This is a genomic window from Carnobacterium sp. 1290_CSPC (assembly GCF_001053265.1).
Taxonomy (GTDB): Bacteria; Bacillota; Bacilli; order Lactobacillales; family Aerococcaceae; genus Aerococcus; species Aerococcus urinaeequi.
Window position 1 is genome coordinate 169,207 of sequence record NZ_JVVG01000024.1, and the last position, 17,639, is coordinate 186,845.

12 protein-coding genes are annotated in these 17,639 nt (G+C 38.2%); 1 reads left to right on the plus strand and 11 read right to left on the minus strand.

The features are described 5' to 3' along the window. Positions 1–2 precede the first annotated feature (2 nt). From AC973_RS02295 to AC973_RS02325, 7 genes are all read right to left on the minus strand, one after another. A complete protein-coding gene (locus tag AC973_RS02295; RefSeq protein ID WP_048726741.1) occupies positions 3–1,553 on the minus strand; it encodes a DnaD domain protein in 1,551 nt (516 codons plus the stop codon). 22 nt (positions 1,554–1,575) lie between these two features. Next, a complete protein-coding gene (gene nrdR, locus AC973_RS02300; RefSeq protein WP_048726744.1) occupies positions 1,576–2,088 on the minus strand; it encodes a transcriptional regulator NrdR in 513 nt (170 codons plus the stop codon). Between the two features lie 79 nt (positions 2,089–2,167). Continuing rightward, positions 2,168–2,776 carry a dephospho-CoA kinase gene (gene coaE / locus AC973_RS02305; RefSeq protein ID WP_048726746.1) on the minus strand — a complete coding sequence of 203 codons (609 nt, stop codon included), beginning with the start codon at positions 2,774–2,776 and terminating at the stop codon, positions 2,168–2,170. Between the two features lie 40 nt (positions 2,777–2,816). After that, a complete protein-coding gene (gene mutM / locus AC973_RS02310) occupies positions 2,817–3,650 on the minus strand; it encodes a DNA-formamidopyrimidine glycosylase (RefSeq protein WP_225968913.1) in 834 nt (277 codons plus the stop codon). Positions 3,651–3,818: 168 nt separating this feature from the next. Further along, positions 3,819–6,503 carry a DNA polymerase I gene (polA, locus tag AC973_RS02315; protein ID WP_157850737.1) on the minus strand — a complete coding sequence of 895 codons (2,685 nt, stop codon included), beginning with the start codon at positions 6,501–6,503 and terminating at the stop codon, positions 3,819–3,821. After that, positions 6,493–7,038 (minus strand): dehydrogenase, encoded by a 546-nt coding sequence (locus AC973_RS02320; protein ID WP_048726753.1) that lies wholly within the window; start codon positions 7,036–7,038, stop codon positions 6,493–6,495. Before AC973_RS02320 ends, polA begins: the two co-directional genes overlap by 11 nt. Before the next feature lie 195 nt (positions 7,039–7,233). After that, the gene (locus AC973_RS02325; protein ID WP_048726755.1) at positions 7,234–8,493 is read right to left on the minus strand and encodes an ArgE/DapE family deacylase; all 1,260 of its coding nucleotides are present in this window, start codon (positions 8,491–8,493) and stop codon (positions 7,234–7,236) included. 274 nt (positions 8,494–8,767) lie between these two features. Here AC973_RS02325 and AC973_RS02330 point away from each other — a divergent pair, with 274 nt between their 5' ends. Next, a complete protein-coding gene (locus AC973_RS02330) occupies positions 8,768–9,439 on the plus strand; it encodes a histidine phosphatase family protein (RefSeq protein ID WP_048726759.1) in 672 nt (223 codons plus the stop codon). A 148-nt stretch (positions 9,440–9,587) separates the two neighbouring features. Here the strand turns inward: AC973_RS02330 and AC973_RS02335 are convergent, their stop codons facing one another. Genes AC973_RS02335 through AC973_RS02350 form a run of 4 tightly spaced genes read right to left on the minus strand, consistent with a single transcriptional unit; the run spans position 9,588 to position 17,579 of the window. Then, a complete protein-coding gene (locus AC973_RS02335; protein ID WP_048726762.1) occupies positions 9,588–11,444 on the minus strand; it encodes a DEAD/DEAH box helicase in 1,857 nt (618 codons plus the stop codon). Further along, on the minus strand, positions 11,434–12,705 hold the full coding sequence (locus tag AC973_RS02340; protein WP_048726766.1) for a hypothetical protein: 1,272 nt from the start codon (positions 12,703–12,705) through the stop codon (positions 11,434–11,436). The genes AC973_RS02335 and AC973_RS02340 overlap by 11 nt, the downstream gene beginning before the upstream one ends. Then, the gene (locus AC973_RS02345) at positions 12,695–15,592 is read right to left on the minus strand and encodes a type III restriction-modification system endonuclease (protein ID WP_048726769.1); all 2,898 of its coding nucleotides are present in this window, start codon (positions 15,590–15,592) and stop codon (positions 12,695–12,697) included. Before AC973_RS02345 ends, AC973_RS02340 begins: the two co-directional genes overlap by 11 nt. Positions 15,593–15,602: 10 nt before the next feature. Then, on the minus strand, positions 15,603–17,579 hold the full coding sequence (locus AC973_RS02350; protein WP_065419845.1) for a site-specific DNA-methyltransferase: 1,977 nt from the start codon (positions 17,577–17,579) through the stop codon (positions 15,603–15,605). Between the last annotated feature and the right edge of the window lie 60 nt (positions 17,580–17,639).

Genomic DNA, 17,639 nt, shown 5'->3' on the forward strand with positions numbered 1-17,639 from the left:
ACTTACTCACCTTCTTTTTGATTTAATGAATGCAGTAATTGTTGAATTTCTGCTTCTTGCGCACTTAAGGATGCCTTATTTTCTTGCTTGACTGCCGTGTCTTGCTTAGGCCCTTCTTGGTCACCTGCCTTTGGCGCCACCACTGGTTTTTGATATTTATCCTGTCTTGAATCAGGGTCTAACCATTTTGGTTTAACTGACTGCTTCTGCGTCTGATAACGACCTTTAGCCATCCGGTTTTTTTGTCGTTTTTCATAATTTTCAGCACTCTTCTGTTTACGTTGCTTCAAGTATAACATGGCTTCTTCAGGCTCAACCACCTTGTTTTGACGCCAGTCATCAGCAACACTCTCTAGGTATGAGCGCGTCAGCCGGTTCTGTTCCAACTCAATCAAACAGAATTGCACCATTACATTTAAGGTCGCCGGCTGAATCACTTCTGACTGGATTAACTCAGTAATGGCGTTCCCCTCGGACTTAGTGAGATAGCCGCCCTTTTGTTCCTTAATTGATTTGGCAAAGGCAATTGGTGGATAAGACCTAGCCAATTTAGAAAATGACAACTCTTCTTTTGAGAGCCCTTTCCCTAGCCATTGTTGATCAGCTTGATCTGCCTGCTGGCGGCCTTTGGCCTCTGAAACTGTAATCCGGTCCGTTAAACCGCTACTAGTCCCTTGTATAGATGCCTTTGCTGACTGAACATTGCTTATACCTGTTTGACTGCTCGATTTGTCTAAAGCCAGGCGCTGCAACTTGCGTACGTCAATCGTATTGGTCCTTAGATCAGTCGCTGATAAGGCCAATTCTTTCAAGTCCACCTCATCAAAACCATAGAGTTGATGTAAGGATACAAACATCTCGTTCACTTCAGCTGTAATAGCTTTTTCAGAGATGAATGACGATTGCAGCAACTCTTTTAAGGTGTTCATATCTAAGGTTGAACTAGTGATTGTAGTTGCCTTGGTTTGACTATTTTTAGCTACCAACTTATCCTCAATCTCATCCGAAATGGGATAGTATTGACTTGGTAATCGGTAGACATCTTGGAAAGTAGCAGTCACTTCCGTCCAATCTCCTGATTTCAAGTCTACTGGCATTTTGATTGAAAACTTGTCTAGCATCAATTGATAGCGGTCTTGACCCAACCGGTCCATTAATAGACTAGACATAATTGGATCAGAGAAAATATGCTTAGAATCCAATGGTGCTTGTAATTGATAAATCGTCGTCACATCATCTTGGCTTGTGTGACTACTTTTTTCAAAAACTTGTAATAAGCCAATTGCTTCAAGTTGCCGTCTGGCCTTCACGTATTGCTCCTTACCGGCCACCATTTGTTCCATCAAATCGAAGTGGCGCAAAGGGATTGAGGCAAAGTCAGACAATTGAATATTGGCATATAAAGTCTGGTAAAAGGCGTAGGCAATGCCACCAATAATGGGTTGGTATAGGTGAAGTAGGACTTGCTGGTCAATATCTGAAATCCAGTGGGGTTGGGTAATTTGAACAAGCCCTTTTGGATCTAAATTTTGCCATGGGTATGTCACTGGCATTACCCTCCCTTCTGTGAAATATTTAGTCTGCTACATGACCTTGGTTTGACTCTTCGGGATTCACGTCGCTTTCAGCCTGGTCATTCCGCCCTCTTAATCGCTCGATTTCTCTTAGGAAAACAGTCGGATCCTCAAATTGTCGGTATACGCTAGCATAACGAATATAAGCCACTTCATCAATATCTGGTAAAGCTGCCATCAACAACTCCCCAATTTCAGAAGCTGGCACCTCATTTTGGCTACGAGACCGCAACTCAGATTCAACGTCATTGGCTAACTGTTCAAGTTGGTCAGCTGATACAGGACGCTTTTCAGCAGAACGGATCAGACCACGTAAAACTTTCTCATGAGAAAATTCCTCTCTGGTTCCGTCACGTTTAACGACTAATAAGGGGGTTCGTTCGATGCGCTCGAAAGTGGTAAAACGGGCGCCACATTCTAAGCACTCTCGACGTCGACGAATAGAGGTATTATTCTCCGCTGGTCGACTATCAATTACTTTTAAATTGGTTGAAGCACAATTTGGACATTGCATATATTTGACACCTCTGCTTTCAATTTTAATATACTTGAATAATTGCTCGATTTATTATAGCACAAAGGCTATTCAACCACTATTTTAGCGGTTGAAAACCAGAGATGCCAATCCATGCATCCAGTTGTTGTTCAGTATTTGGAATAGAACCCGAATTATCAATCACCACATCCGCCATCATGGCTTTTCGTTCAATGGACATTTGACAAGTCATTCGTTGAAAAGCTTCAACTGAGGTTAAGTTATCCCGCTGTATTAACCGGTCTAATTGAATGGTTTCTGACACATAAATAACCATCACCTGGTCACATGCATCCGCGAAATTCCCTTCAAATAATAAAGGAATATCCATGACAATCAGTTCATGGCCTTCCGCTTCATACTTGTCTTTTTGACTGTTTAACCAGTCGCGAATAGGTTGACGTAATAGTTCATTCAGTTTCTCTCGTTCCTTATCATCTGAGAAGATAATTTGGCCCAGTTTTTTGCGGTCTAAAACCCCATTAGGAAAGACAATATCCTCTCCAAAATGCGCTTTAACTGACTCTAAACCTGGTTGTCCGGGTTCAACAACCACCCGTGCCCCGTAATCTGCATCGATGACTGGAAACCCGGCTTTCTTAAAAAATTTACTTGCTGTTGATTTACCTGTGGCAATACTGCCGGTTAGTCCTAAAATATGACTCATAGTGCCTCCGTTTTAATTTAAATAGATGATGTAATATATTTCACTGCAAGTGAATGCGCTGGCAATGTGGACAGAAATGCGTTCCTCTTTTAGCCACGCTAATTTTCTCAATCTCAGTGCCGCATCGTGGACAGGGTTGTCCCTTTTTCCCGTAGGCCTTTAAATAATCGGCAAATTGACCATTCTCACCAAAGGTATTGGTATAGGTTCGAATCGTTGTCCCACCAACTTCAATGGCTGACGCCATAATCCGACGACTCTCAGTGATAATGGCTTGGATTTCCTCATCATATAACGATCTAGCGCTTTGTTCAGGGTGGATTTTCGCTGCAAATAAGATTTCATCCGCATAAATATTGCCAATTCCCGCAATAACCCCTTGATCTAAGAGTACTGCCTTGATGGATCTTGTTGTCTTATCAAATCGTTTTTGCAGATAAGTAAAGGTTAAACCGTTTGGCTCAGGACCTAATTTCAGCTTGGCAATCTCTGCTTCAGTATCCGCCTTTTCAACCATATGAATCCGGCCAAACTTCCGAACATCTCGGTAACGAAGGTCATGACCGTCAGTCAGATGACAAATAACATGGGTATATTGGTCTACCGGGCTATCGGTTGGCTCATATAGGTATTTGCCTTCCATTCGTAAATGGGCAATCCATGTCACATCTGTCCAATAGAAAAGTAAAAATTTCCCTACTCGACCTACTTTCTCTAATTGCTGGCCGGGCATCCGTCTCTCAAAAGCCTCCACGCCACCTTCTGCCTGAATAATTCTTGGCCAAGTCACTGTCACAGACGATACTTTCTTGCCAATAACAATTTCTTCTAGACCACGTCTAACCGTCTCCACTTCCGGCATCTCTGGCATCATTACACCACTTTCTACTATCTCTTCTTTATTCTATTCTAATGCAAAACCTGCCTATTGAAAAGACAAGCAGGAGGCAAACCTTGCAAGATATCTGACATACTTGTTCATTTTATTCCATAGGATAGAAAAGAGGTGCCAGTTTGTTTTCACTGCACCTCTTTTTATTCATTATTTAGCTTCATACCAAGTTGCACCGTAATTAGATTCAATTTCTAATGGCACATCTAGTTGAGCTGCTGACCCCATGATTTCAGTTACTAATTTCTCTAGTGTCTCAATTTCATCTTTTGGCACTTCAAAAACCAACTCATCGTGGATTTGTAATAACAGATTAGCTTGTAACTTATGTTCTTTTAAAGCTTCATCCATCTTTACCATCGCAATTTTAATGATATCCGCTGCGGTACCTTGAATTGGCGTATTCATGGCATTACGTTCAGCAAATGAACGAACATTGAAGTTCTTCGATTTCAAATCAGGTAAGTAGCGACGACGGTTAAATAGGGTTTCTACATAACCATCTTCTTTGGCCTTCTCTACAACATTCTTCATGTAAGCTTGAACACCTGGATAGTTTTCCAAGTAAGTATCAATAAAGTTCTTAGCTTCTGGACGAGAGATATTCAAATTTTGGCTCAAACCATAGTCAGAAATCCCATAGACAATCCCAAAGTTTACCGCCTTGGCGTTCCGTCTCATATTAGAGGTCACTTCTTCTTTAGCCACATTATAGACTTTCATAGCTGTTGAAGTATGGATATCTTCGTGGTTGTTGAAGGCTTCTTGCATGTGCTTGTCACCAGAAATATGGGCTAAAACTCGTAATTCAATTTGTGAATAGTCACTTGAAAAGATAACCCAGTCTTCGTGACTTGGCACAAAGGCTTTACGGATACTCCGACCTTCTTCAGAACGGATTGGGATGTTTTGTAAGTTTGGATCAGCTGATGATAAACGACCTGTTGAAGTTAAGGTCTGTTGGAAACGAGAATGAATTTTACCATCCTCGTGGATAAACTCTTGTAATCCTTCAACATAAGTTGATTGCAATTTATTCAATTGGCGGTAATTTAAAATCAAGTCGATGATTGGTGCTTGGCCAGCCAATTTTTCCAAAACATCTTGGGCTGTAGAATAACCAGTCTTCGTTTTCTTAATCACTGGTAAGCCCATTTCTTCAAACAAGATAACGCCTAATTGTTTAGGTGAATTCACATTGAATTCGTGACCAGCTTCCTTCCAGATATTGGCTTCAAGGCCGTCGATAATCTCTTGGAATTCAGCCTGCATAGTGACTAATTGTTGTTTGTCCACTGAAATCCCTAAAATTTCAAGGTTTGCTAATACTAAAGCCAATGGTAACTCTATTTTTCGGTACAAGTCATCCATTTGATTGGCTTCTAGTTGCGGGCGAATAGTTTCTTGCAGTCGTGCGATAATATGCACTTTACGGGCAATGTGTTCGTACATGGTTTCAGTTTCTTCAGGTACGCTCCGTTTAGCCCCTTTGCCATAAATAGACTCATCATAAGACAAGTCATCCATATCAAATTCGCGTGCCACTTCAGCCAAGTCGTTAGAATTATCACGGGCATGGAGTAAATACGACCCAATTAAGACATCATCTACAACCCCTGCAAAGTCGATGTCTACATAATCTAGCATCACTTTCGTCCGCTTGGCATCAAATACCACTTTTGTGACTTGCTCATCCGATAACCATGCTTTAAATAAATCAGCCTGTAGTAAGCTAGCATCTCCGGTAAATATTTCACTACCATTCGTCCATGCAATAGCCACAACCTCTGAATCATGGTAGTTTTTACTCAAGTTTTCAAGGTACATCGCGTACCCATCCGCTACAGCTTCACTTGGGAAATGGTCCCCTGTTAAATCCTCAGCAGACGCCACATGCGTATAGGTAACCTCTTCCCAATCTTCTGTCAACAAGTCCGCCTGGTCTGAATTTTCCAGTAAACGTGACATAAAACCGTTAAAGTTCATATCCTTGTAAAATGACATCAGCGGTTCAAGCTGTTTGCCTTTATAAGGTAACTCAGCTAAGTCAATCTTCACGGGTGCATCCAGTTCAATACGTGCCAACTTTTTAGACAGCATCGCATTTTCTTTTTCGTTGATCAGATTCTCTTTACGCTTCGATTTCTTCATGTCGTCAATTTGTTCGTACATCTCTTCCATTGACCCATATTCATGTAATAATTTTAAGGCCGTCTTTTCACCAATGCCTGACACACCAGGATAGTTATCCGAAGAATCCCCCATTAACCCCTTCATATCAATGATTTGTTCAGGCGTAATCCCCATATCTTCCATAATCGAAGTTGGCGTATAAGACACTAATTCAGATACCCCTTTTTTGGTGATATCTACCCGGACATTGTCACGCGCTAATTGCGTTAAATCTTTGTCCCCGGAAATCACGACAACATCAAATTCTTCAGGGTCTACTTTAGTCGCAAAAGTCCCGATAATGTCGTCCGCCTCATAGTTAGTCAAGTCATAATGCGCAACCCCAAAGGCATCTAGGAGCACATTGAAAAATGGCATCTGCTCTCTAAACTCAGATGGTGTTGATTGACGCCCACCTTTATATTCATCAAAGAATTCGTTTCTGAAAGTCGTTTTACCTGCGTCCCACGCCACCAAGGCATGCGTCGGCTGTTCTTTTTCCAAGATATTATTCATCATTTCATGAAAAGCAAACAAGGCATTGGTATGCATACCATTTTTGTTTACGAATGAATCGATATTATGGATGGCATAGAAAGAACGAAAAGCCAGAGATGACCCGTCAAATAGGACGAGCTTCTTCTTTTCTTTATTAGTACTCAATTGAGTCGCCTCCTGAAATTCGTTGGAATACACCTGCATCAATCGTTTCAGCGTCATTCTGTAGATGCTCTAGTGGTGGTAAAACAGTCAACATAGCATCTAAGACACGGTCGTCATCAGTGGAATTGGTAAACTTCCCAATACAGTGAATCGTCACGAATTGTTTCAATTCTTCTACACGGATAACCTCAAATTCAAACGTGATGATTGAGTTATGTGGAATAGAATGGATGATATTGATGTTCATTTCAACTAAACGAGAACCTGGACCAGGGAAATTCATCGATACTGTACGTGTAATAATCCCCATTAAGGCGATTGGTGGTACAACAACCTCGCCTGGCGTAAGGCCAGCTTTATGTGACGTTTGTTGTAGGTATGCGGGGTTCGAGTCTGAGGTAACCCCCATGTATAACAAGACATCTCGCTCTCTAATCGATTCAGTTACACGGAAAGTATCGCCAACTTTGATTGCTTGAAGGGTTTTACCCATTGCAGCTTGTTCTTGCGTCTCTTCTAAATTATGTTCTACCATATTCATACACCCCTACGATTATTTTATGATCATGTCGTTTCCAACGGTTATTTGTTGCGAAAAAAGCAACAGTCTCTCCCATATTTTATCAAATAAACTGGATATATGCGACAAATACAATAGTATGGTGGTAGACACCATTGTACCGGCTGCAAAAAAGCTACGACCAGAATGTCATAGCTTTTTTAACCAATTTTATTTGTTCTCTATATAAGTGGCTAACAAGTCAATGTATAAGTCAACGAATGTTAGATACTCGTCCTTGTCCACGTATTCATCAATTTGGTGGGATGTTGTTGATCCTGGGCCAAAGATGATGATTGGGTAGCCAGCTGGTTTGTTGGCAACAAAGTTTGCCCCATCCGTACCACCAGTCATTGGCACAACTTCCAAGTCTTGGTTTAGGTATGTAGCCCCTATTGTTTTGGTTAATTGTACTAGGGCTGAATCAACCCCACCATTCAACGGTTTTAAGTCTAGGGTTAATTGTAGGTCGAAGTCTGCCCCTTTATCCAAGAATTCTTGGTAAACTTCAGAAAATACGCCTTTAACTGCTTCATTATCGAATTCAGGAACTGTACGAATGTTAAAGACTACTTCTGCGTGATCAGGAATCGTATTCACTTGGTCACCACCACGGAATACCGTCACGTTAAAGGTTGGCTGTTTCAATAATTGGTCTAATTCTTGGTTACCAGCGTCGTCACCTTCAACTGCCCCATATAAATTCAATACTGGTGAAAAGTCTAATTGACCGAAGCTGATATCTTTTGTCGCTTCTTTGAACGCCTCTTTGAAGGCTAATGCAAAGTCCATCAATGGGTCAATGGCGTTGATGCCGCCACGTGGTCTAGATGAATGAACAGATTTACCGCGTGATGACACCACAAAGTTCATTGAACCCTTATGAGATGGGTGAATCATCCCTGTTGTTGGTTCACCAATTACGATCGCGTCAACGTCAGATACATAACCTGCTTCCTCTAGTTGGATAGAACCGACAGCCCCATTCTCCTCGTTGTAAGTCGCTAACAGGCGTAAAGTTCCGCGCTCTAATAATCCTTGTTCTTTAATTTCGATCATGGCGATCACTAAGGCAGCCAATCCACCTTTCATATCTGTAGATCCACGGCCGAATAGTTTCCCGTCGCGCTCAGTCAATGTGTATGGATCAGACGTCCAAGCCTCCGCATTCCCTGCAGAAACTACATCCATATGACCAGAAATCGCTAATACTGGTGAACCAGATCCGATTTCAGCTACCAAGTTGGCACGACCAGGAATCCCTGTTGGAATCACCTTAGAATCGATTCCATACTCGCCTAGTAAGGCTGCAAGATAATTAGCCACATCTTCCTCATTGCGGTCCACCGTCTCGATGGCCACAATATCGCTTAAAATTTTACTTTTCTCTTCATCAGTAAATACTTTAGCTGTTTTTGTCAAAAAGAACACTCCTCATTTTCTGCCATTTCCTCTGGCATTCATCTCTACTTTTCATTTTAGCACGAATTTTTGGCCACAAATAATAAATTGCCTACGAGATTTCAATCAGGGGCGTTCGCTTTTATTGAACTAAGTATGCGAATAACTCTCTCAACTGATTGAATCAAGATTTGGGTTAATAAAATCATATATCATCATTATTATGGAAATCGTTTTCATAAATCGTTTATTATGCTAGAATGAAGTTAACATCAAATACCAAACCACGAGAGGAGTGAATATTATGGCAGCTATCCATTATTACTTTGTCCGTCATGGTGAAACGACGGCCAATGCAGACCAACGTGTCCAGGGATGGGCAGATTCACCAGTTACACGCGCCGGCATGGGTGTAGTCGACCAAGTAGCCGAAACCCTAGCAGATGTCCCATTTGATTTAGCTTATACAAGTGATCTAGACCGGTGTATTGAAACAGGTGAGCGCATTTTAATGAAACAAGAAAATGATCTCCAACTATTCCCAGTTGAAGGCTTTAGAGAGTACAACTTCGGTGGTTTAGAAGATCAAGATATAGAGAAAGTATGGCCAAAATCCATTAGTCAATTAGTGGACGACATGCGGATCAACCAAATCCCTTCCACCCAATACGTCCCACTCATCATCGAAAACCTTGTGGACCGAGATGAAGAAGGTAATTCTGAAGACTTTATCACCTTCTGGAACCGGATTGAAGAAGCTATGTTGGATATCCATGACGACGCCCTAGAAGTCCGCATGGAAACCCAAAAGAAAGACATCCACGTCTTAATCGTCAGCCATGACATGCCAATTCGCTTCTTCCTACATGAAGTCCTACCAGAATTCGACCTAAAAGAAGAATTAGAATACGGCCATTATGCCCATGTCGTTTATACCAAAGGTGCCTACGAACTAGAAGAATTTAACCAGGTTTAAACATACCCACAACACACAAAAGCCTTGTATTGACTAGAAAAATGAGTCAATACAAGTTTTTTTATTCATTTCATAATTATAGCTAAAGAGGCGTGATCTAAATATTCCACGCCTCTAGCTTGTGTATTCATGAATAACATGCGAATCATTATAATGCAGAGATGATTTGTTTCACATCTGCTAAATAATCATCTGTGACTTCCGGAAGCAACATATTTCCTTCTATTGCATTCATCATAACTTCTTCTTTCTCTTTCAACCGTTTATACACTAACTGATCTATATAACCCCCTTGCGCTTTACTTCCCTCAGTCATCAGGTAATAGTAACGCGTATACTGATTCGTATCCAATCCAAGCCTGTGGATACGGTCTCTAGATTGCAACATAAAGGTTAAGTTAAAATTATACTCAAAGTAAATTGCATCATGGACAGTTTGATGAAGTGAAATAGACTCCCCTAAAGTAGCGGGATTTGAAATCAAGACTTGAGCGTCACCACTACGAAAATCATCAATCAGACCAACGCGATCCTCTTTAGGGGTTTGCCCATAAATCAGATGTGATTTGATACCCTTTTGGTTCAATTCATCATAGATTTTCTTCATAGTACCTACGAACATTCCCCACACGAGCACTTTCTTGCCTTGACCCGTTAACTCCTCTATTAGCTGAATACCTTGAATAAATTTCGGCGTTACCATTGATTCGACACCAGCATCCAAGTACATTCTTTGCTTGGCTTTTCTTTGTTCTTCAGCATTTATACTGCCATCGATAGAATAATCTAATTCATCGAATAAAAATCCCATACTTTTTAAATCTATCTTTTCAGTCAGTAAAGCTGGGTTAGTAGAAGCCTGCAATAAGCGTATATATTTCCCTAGCACATTCGTTTCAACTTCGTGGATAGTTGCTGCTAAATCCACTTGTTGAGGATCTGGTTTTGTGATGATGTGTTTGTCAGGTTCAGCAATTGGAACATTTAAATCATTTTTTGTAGTACGCCAGAAGAATGGATTCATTCTTTCATTTATTTCGTTAGAATCTGGCTCTGATAAATCATTAATACTCCATCCAAAGAATGAATCGTACTCGTTATCATATAGTAGATGTAAAAAATTATAGATATCTTTGTAGGAATTAGGTATTGGTGTACCGGTAAGAACGAAATGATATCGCGCTTGTCTTCCTAAGTCTAAAGCATTCTTTGCTCGCTTGCCTACAGGATTTTTTATACGATGAACTTCATCAAATACAATCATAGTCTTCTCATCGATTAATCCATTAATAACCGAAAGTTTCCAACCAGACAGTGCTTCATAATTGATGACAATAATATCAGCAACACCCCAATTGGTTCGAATATCACCCGGTTCACTGTAATCCTTCAAATTCATAAAATTTAAAGGTCGCTTACTGCCAAATACTTCAATATACTCAGCTCGCCAAGCTTCAAAAGCATTCAATGGGGAGATCACTAACATTTTATCTACTTCATTTAATTGTGGTGATGAAAGATAGGCAAAGGCGCCATAAGTCATCGCCGTTTTACCAGCTCCTGGAACACTAAAATTTGCTGCGCGTTTCATAGTAGCTAAGTAGAAACTGGCTTGAATTTGCTGTGGCTTAAGTGGTCGAGTAATTTCCTGATCGAGAATTCGTTTAAAATATTCTATTTCTTCATTCCAGCGTTCATCATATTCTTTAATAGTTATGCCGGCAATTTTCTGTTCCTCTATAGCGTACCTGCTTGATTCAATGAAAGCGCGTATTTCATCATCTATTTCTAAATTGCCATCTACCTTGTCATTAATTTTATTAATTAATTCAGATAACTGAATGTATGTTAGATCATCTATCAAGGTCAATGACTCGAAATCTTGGAAGAATGTTTTATACCTGCTTAGAATTCGACTTAATTTTCTAGAAGTTAAGATTGCTTCTTCATTATCGATAAATTTAAATATACCATCGTCACTAATTAGTCGGACATTAGAGCTCATCTTCATATACCTCTATTAAGTCACCACTCACAAGGTTGATCTGTATCAGCAAATCTCTAATTTCTTCGATTTGAGACTTAGAAAAGTTACTAAAATGTAGATTACCAGTTAAACCGTCTCCTCTTTTAGCATCTTGCAAAGTACTCAATGCATCGTTGAAATCACTGATAAAATTATCAATACTTTGTCCTCTATTTTGTCGATTAACAGTCTGATTATACACTTCAGTAACTTGACGAATTTCGGGCATTGCTTCCTCTAATCGATTACGATAATCAGTAGCTGAAGTAATTGGCCTATCATCTAATTTATCTCGAAAATCTTCAATCGATTCTTCAATCGAATCATTATATTCGTCATTGATTGGTGAATTAACAATGTTTTTCAAATAGTCACGAACTTCTCTTACAGTGTCCCCACCAGTCTGAACCATTTTACCCAACAAAGTGAATGCAGTTTCTTTGGTTTGCTCATATTTAGGTCCATTATCAGGAAATAACTTCGCAAATTTCTTTGCCAATTCGTACAAAGGATTATATAGATTTGCGTCTTTTACAATAAAATAAGCATCCTGAGGAGCATTAATAAAATCAAGAAAGTCATGAATCAATTCAACAGTCGCAATTCGATCTTCAATTTCTTTAACTTTTTTGTTTGATTCATTTGCATAATCTTTCTTAGTCATCAAATTTTCAACAACTATTGTCTGGTACATATCAACAGCTAAATCTAAAGGATCATATTGTAATCTCTCTTCAGTACCCATTTGAATAGCTAATTCTAGGCGCTTAATCTGCTCACGATCTGCTTTTGCATCGTAGGTAAATGGCAAGATTACTGCCTCAAAAAACTGACTATTGCCACTTTCTGCTTGTAATTGTCTCAAGGCAGTAAATCGTCTATTACCATCAATAATACGGCCATCCTGTAAGACGTAACCGTACACTTGCTGACTTTTCTCTTTAATTGATTTTTTTGTGTTCTTAAGAGCTGATGCATTATCTTCCATAATATAAGAAGCAATCTTATCATTATACGTTGCATCTACCTCATCCGTATGAGGTTCAAGATTACCATAGATTCTTTTAATTTGAGTCGAAATTCTGCCATTTTCGTTATTATAGTATAAGTATTTCAACGGAATGCGGTACACATCTAACATCGTATCCGTCAAATTTGGAATAGTAGTAGGTAATTTAGGTTTAGCACCAGTTTTGGCGATTACACCTGTTTCTACCAAATTTAATAAATTACTTGTCATCTAATTCAGCCAACTTTCTTAATTTTGTAAATACTTCTTGCGCAGATGATGCTTCTTGATATTCGATGCCATATTCTTTCAAATTTCCAAAGAACTTGGATTGAATATCAACAATTTGTGCATCACTCAATCTTTTTCCAGAGCCCTCTGCTTTTGTTTCTACCAATAAGTAAATATGTGATTCATCTTCTTTCTCAACAACATAAACAAAGTCAGGTGTTGTTGTACCGCCCATATACTTGGGTACTTGTATCGCTTTTTTAGGTAATTTACCGAATGAAACAACACTCGCATCGTAACCACGTTTCAATAAATCTAATTCTGGATTAACCGAATCAAAGCGTAACGGTGGCATTTCATAAAGCTGACGGTCATCTTTCTGAACATCAGCATCTTCATTTACTCCGATCACCGTTGCAAGAATGTCATCTTTAAAGGTGTTGGTTTCAATATTAAAAACTGAAGTACTTGCCTGGAAATCCAATGGTTGATAATGATAACTTTGAGCATAACGATTTTCAAATCTTTCCCTAAAATCTCTGATCAAATTATTTAGAGTAAGTTCATTAAAATAGCGCGTATCTCCATGATATTGATCTCTTATCACCGGCAATATACTTTTATGAAGTTGATTAGGTGTAAGCTTTGTACTTTTAGCAAGCGCTAATAAGAACTCACCATATTTCATACCTTCAATAGATTTAGCGTAGGCAGATGTTTTTTCAATCAATCGCATTTCTTTAACTTCATCGTTGTAATGCAATTTATTGTGAGTGAATTCAGAGTATTGAATCACAAAATTCTCGTGATTTTGTACCATTTCATCAATTAGTAATTGTTTTGCTCCATCACTAATCTGGTCAAATTCTAACATGTAACGATTTGAAAATTGCTCCCACAATCCACGCATCTTATTCCAATTTTCTTTATTTAGCTTAATACGTTCTTTAGATTTAGGTCCACCATTAGTAATTTTATTCTTATTAACTTGAGTTGCTTCAATTAATACTGGAAATTTTTCAATTAGCTTTTCAAAGCCATCGTCTAAGAAATTTCTATTCCCATCTATAATAGTTGCTTTATTTAAATAGCCTAATAAACCTAATTCATCCCACTCATCAGTATTGTCTAGGATTAATTGGATCATATCTGGTGTTAATTTCGCTTCATTCAACTCAACTGTCACATCAGCATTAACTTCTCCAACTAATTTTTGTGCAAAATCTTTTTCATCATAACCAATTAAGAAACGCAATCTACTTGGCAATTCATCTTGTAACAACCGATGCCCATTTTCATCTACCGGTAAGCGTAGTCCACGGCCAACTTCTTGAATTTTAGAATTATCACTTCCTGATGTGCGTAGTTTAGCGATCACAAATACATTGGGGTTATCCCAACCCTCTCTTAGTGTCCATTTAGAGAATAAAAAACGTCGCGTTTGCCAATTACCTTTATCATCTTTAAAGGATAAGAGTTTCTCTTTATTTTTTAAAATATCGTCAACTTCTGCCTGAATAGCAGCATCTCCGGTTCCACGGTCCTCTCCGAAATACCCTGCATGCACATTTTCAGTTAATTCAGATAAGGTTGCTTGTAGGAAAGACAAGTATTCTTGTTCACGTGGTAACTTTTTCACGCGGTACTCTCGTATTAAAGATTCAAGTTTTCGACGTAATAATTTTTCAAATAATTCCTTCAACCAGCCTTTTTCATCTCGATAAGATTTAATTGAGTCTATAAAGAAAAGCGATAAGGTTTTTACTTTAGCTTGATGGTCATTTTCTCTCATGAAATTTGGAATTTCTGCTTCAAAATGTTTGTCGATTGCATCGCGGATAATCAATTCTTGGTATAAATTCGTCATCGTAGCTGGTAGAAATATCATACCTTTTTCAAGTTCCAATCCATTAGATAGTGTCTTCCCACCCGCATAAGAAATATCACCATCAAAACCAATATCCTCACCCCTACCATAGGTATATAGGGTGTTATTATGCTTAAGTACCAATTCTTTATTCGTTACAGACTGAACTATATATGTATCTTTTGCTTCAGTTTCTGTAACATTTGGGTAATAAACATCTATCCCTTTAACTAAGCCGTCATTGAAGGAAGATACTGCATTAAGGTTGAATTGCGGCTGTTTACGATAGTAATCTTTAACAATTTTAGCTTGCTTCCCTTTACCAACTTTTATATCCGGGAAAGTTGCTCCAAATCGAATAATCATTTGGGGATTAAGGGAAGCAATAGCTTTATAGTTAGCCTTATCTCTTGGAAAACGGTGCGGTTCATCAACCAGTACTATTGGGCGAGTATTTTGCAACCCTTTGATTGGAGAAGTCCAACCCGATAAAAGTGTTTGAGAATACTCTTTTTTCATGGAAGAAGAATTAAGCATTCCCGCATTAATTAACAGCACTTGAATCGTTGATGAATTTAGTCGGTCACCTTCAATAAAGTCCACAAGATGTGCAGGTAGTAACCCCTTCTTACTGTTAAAGTCCCCTGCATTAATGATATTTAGATTTATATTAGTGTTTTCGTAGTACTGTGAAAAATGCTGTTTTGCATAGTCGGCTGAAATAAAATTCTTCCAACCTTCCTTAATTGCAGGACTAGGAACGACCACGATAAACTTAAACAGTCCGTATTTTCTGTGCAATTCATACATCGCACGAACACCAACGTAAGTCTTGCCAGTACCTGTTTCCATCTTGATATCAATGTTAGTATTTTCTTGACCACGCCCTTTAATGATAGGATTTGCATAAACATAATCTTTATCCGGATCCTTTGTGTTGTTATCTAGTCCATAAAAAGCATCGTCTAGAGCTTCTAGAGCTTTTAACTGATGAGGCAACTCTTCTAATAAAATCTTCATGACTTACCTCCTAGTATCTTACTTGTAGATTGACTTTATTCTCTAATTGATTCAAGGCAATCTCTAACTCACGTAATCTTTCCATCGCTATAGTGTATCCATAAACTACAATAGTTTGAACTACAATTTCATTCTTACCGATTGCATTAACTAAAGCTCGAGTATTTGCAGACATCCACCTTTCTGAAATTAAATAAATCCGCTGGTTATTCACGTAAGGTAATTGAATTCCAGAAAAATCAACCATTTCAATGTCAACGTCAAATTTATAGTTATCTTTTGCTAGATAAGTAGCAAGAATTGTATCAAAACCTTTTGCCTCTCCTGATATTCCTAGTTTTTCGCTAGAAAAAGCTTCAATCATTCCATCAAATAGGTCCTCTTGCAATATATCATCATAGTCTAGTTGCTCTAAAGTTTTCTGCGGTGGTTCAACAACACGGTAATGCTTAAAGCCAAAATCTTGGGTCTCTATTAATAAAGGATTCTCATCCTTAATTTTATTAGCAGCTCTTACAATCCGCTCCCTTGAAATCTCGTCGATAGAGCGATAGCCTGCATTATAAGCATTTGCACCACCCTTGGTAGGCACTTCGGTACCATCTGAGTTAGTAGTGTAAGTAGGTTCAGGCAAAGTACACATAATATATTGACGATTGACTCCATCCTCAGCATTTAATTGCATAACAGCGTCTGCAGTAGTTGAGGATCCTGCAAAAAAATCTAAGATTACGGAACCTTCATCTGTACCATACTTTATTAATTTCTTTATAAAGTTAACAGGCTTAGGACTGTCGAAATAACTATCTTCCATCAGCATAGCTAATTCCTTTGTAGCAGATTGATTCATAAAACTATTTTCCAATCCAAACAAAGTATTTACCGGGTTATAATTACTCTTAAGCTCTGTTAAATATTTTTTTATAATGAACCCTCGTTGACCTGGTTTTACTTTACTTCTAAATTTAACTTTACCTGAATTTATCCACTCTTCAAATGTACCTTTTGAAAAAGCCCAATACCTACCCTTAGGAGGGTAGTCAGTAGTTCCAGTCAAAGGATTAGTTATTCCAAAAGAAGAATTAGGTCCGCCACTTCGAGCACTAGGATTATCACTTATCCAAGGTCCTTTAGGATCATTATCTATATTTTTGTAATTAGAATTATCTTTCAATTCTCCTTTTAATACCATCGAATTGATATTTTTTGCATATATCAAAGCATATTCATGTTGATAGTTAATCCCGGTTTTAGAATCATTAGTCATAGACTTAGTTTTTCTAATTATTTCTCCAGCATAGCTACTTTCACCAAAAATTTCATCCATTAATAACTTTAAATTTGCTTGCTCATTTTCATCAATTGAAATAAAAATTACTCCTGTATCTTTTAATACTTTTTTAGCTAAATAAAGTCTTGGATACATAAAGGTTAGCCACGCACTATGCGTAGACTTACCTTGAATGGATTTTAAACGATTTAATTCTTCATCACTTAAAGCAAACATTGATTTTAATTGATCATCTGAATAATCAAATTTATCTGGATAAACAAATCCATCTGAACCAGTATTATAAGGAGGATCAATATAAATGAAGTCTACGCTGTTAACATAGTTCTGTTGTAGGTGACGTAATACTTCTAAATTGTCTCCAGTAAAGAATAGATTTTTACTATCTTTGTTCTCTTCCTTCTGGTTATGTTCATTATCCGGTACGATAACAGTATTGGGACGTTCCCCAGCTTGTTTTTTTGCGTAATTTTTACCAATAAAATCTAAACGATAACCACTAGATAATTCATTTATATTGTTTCCTCTTAAAGCTTCTTGGAATTTTTCATTATCAAAAGTTGAAGCTTCAACTTCAACGCCATCTTCATCATATTTTGCCTCAGTAAAAAATTCTGGCATTTTTTGACGAAGTTCCTCCAAAAAAGCAGAACTAGGTTCCACTAACTTATTGTATTTTTGATTGTCTTTAATCATCGCAATACTCCTTTAAAATCCCTAATATTTATACTTTACTATTGGACAATATTTTAATTC

Coding starts and splice junctions, on each gene's coding strand:
- AC973_RS02295 (WP_048726741.1), bottom strand. CDS start 1,553: ATGCCAGTGACATACCCATGGCAAAATTTAGATCCAAAAGGGCTTGTT.
- nrdR (WP_048726744.1), bottom strand. CDS start 2,088: ATGCAATGTCCAAATTGTGCTTCAACCAATTTAAAAGTAATTGATAGT.
- coaE (WP_048726746.1), bottom strand. CDS start 2,776: ATGAGTCATATTTTAGGACTAACCGGCAGTATTGCCACAGGTAAATCA.
- mutM (WP_225968913.1), bottom strand. CDS start 3,650: ATGATGCCAGAGATGCCGGAAGTGGAGACGGTTAGACGTGGTCTAGAA.
- AC973_RS02320 (WP_048726753.1), bottom strand. CDS start 7,038: ATGGTAGAACATAATTTAGAAGAGACGCAAGAACAAGCTGCAATGGGT.
- AC973_RS02330 (WP_048726759.1), top strand. CDS start 8,768: ATGGCAGCTATCCATTATTACTTTGTCCGTCATGGTGAAACGACGGCC.
- AC973_RS02335 (WP_048726762.1), bottom strand. CDS start 11,444: ATGAGCTCTAATGTCCGACTAATTAGTGACGATGGTATATTTAAATTT.
- AC973_RS02340 (WP_048726766.1), bottom strand. CDS start 12,705: ATGACAAGTAATTTATTAAATTTGGTAGAAACAGGTGTAATCGCCAAA.
- AC973_RS02345 (WP_048726769.1), bottom strand. CDS start 15,592: ATGAAGATTTTATTAGAAGAGTTGCCTCATCAGTTAAAAGCTCTAGAA.
- AC973_RS02350 (WP_065419845.1), bottom strand. CDS start 17,579: ATGATTAAAGACAATCAAAAATACAATAAGTTAGTGGAACCTAGTTCT.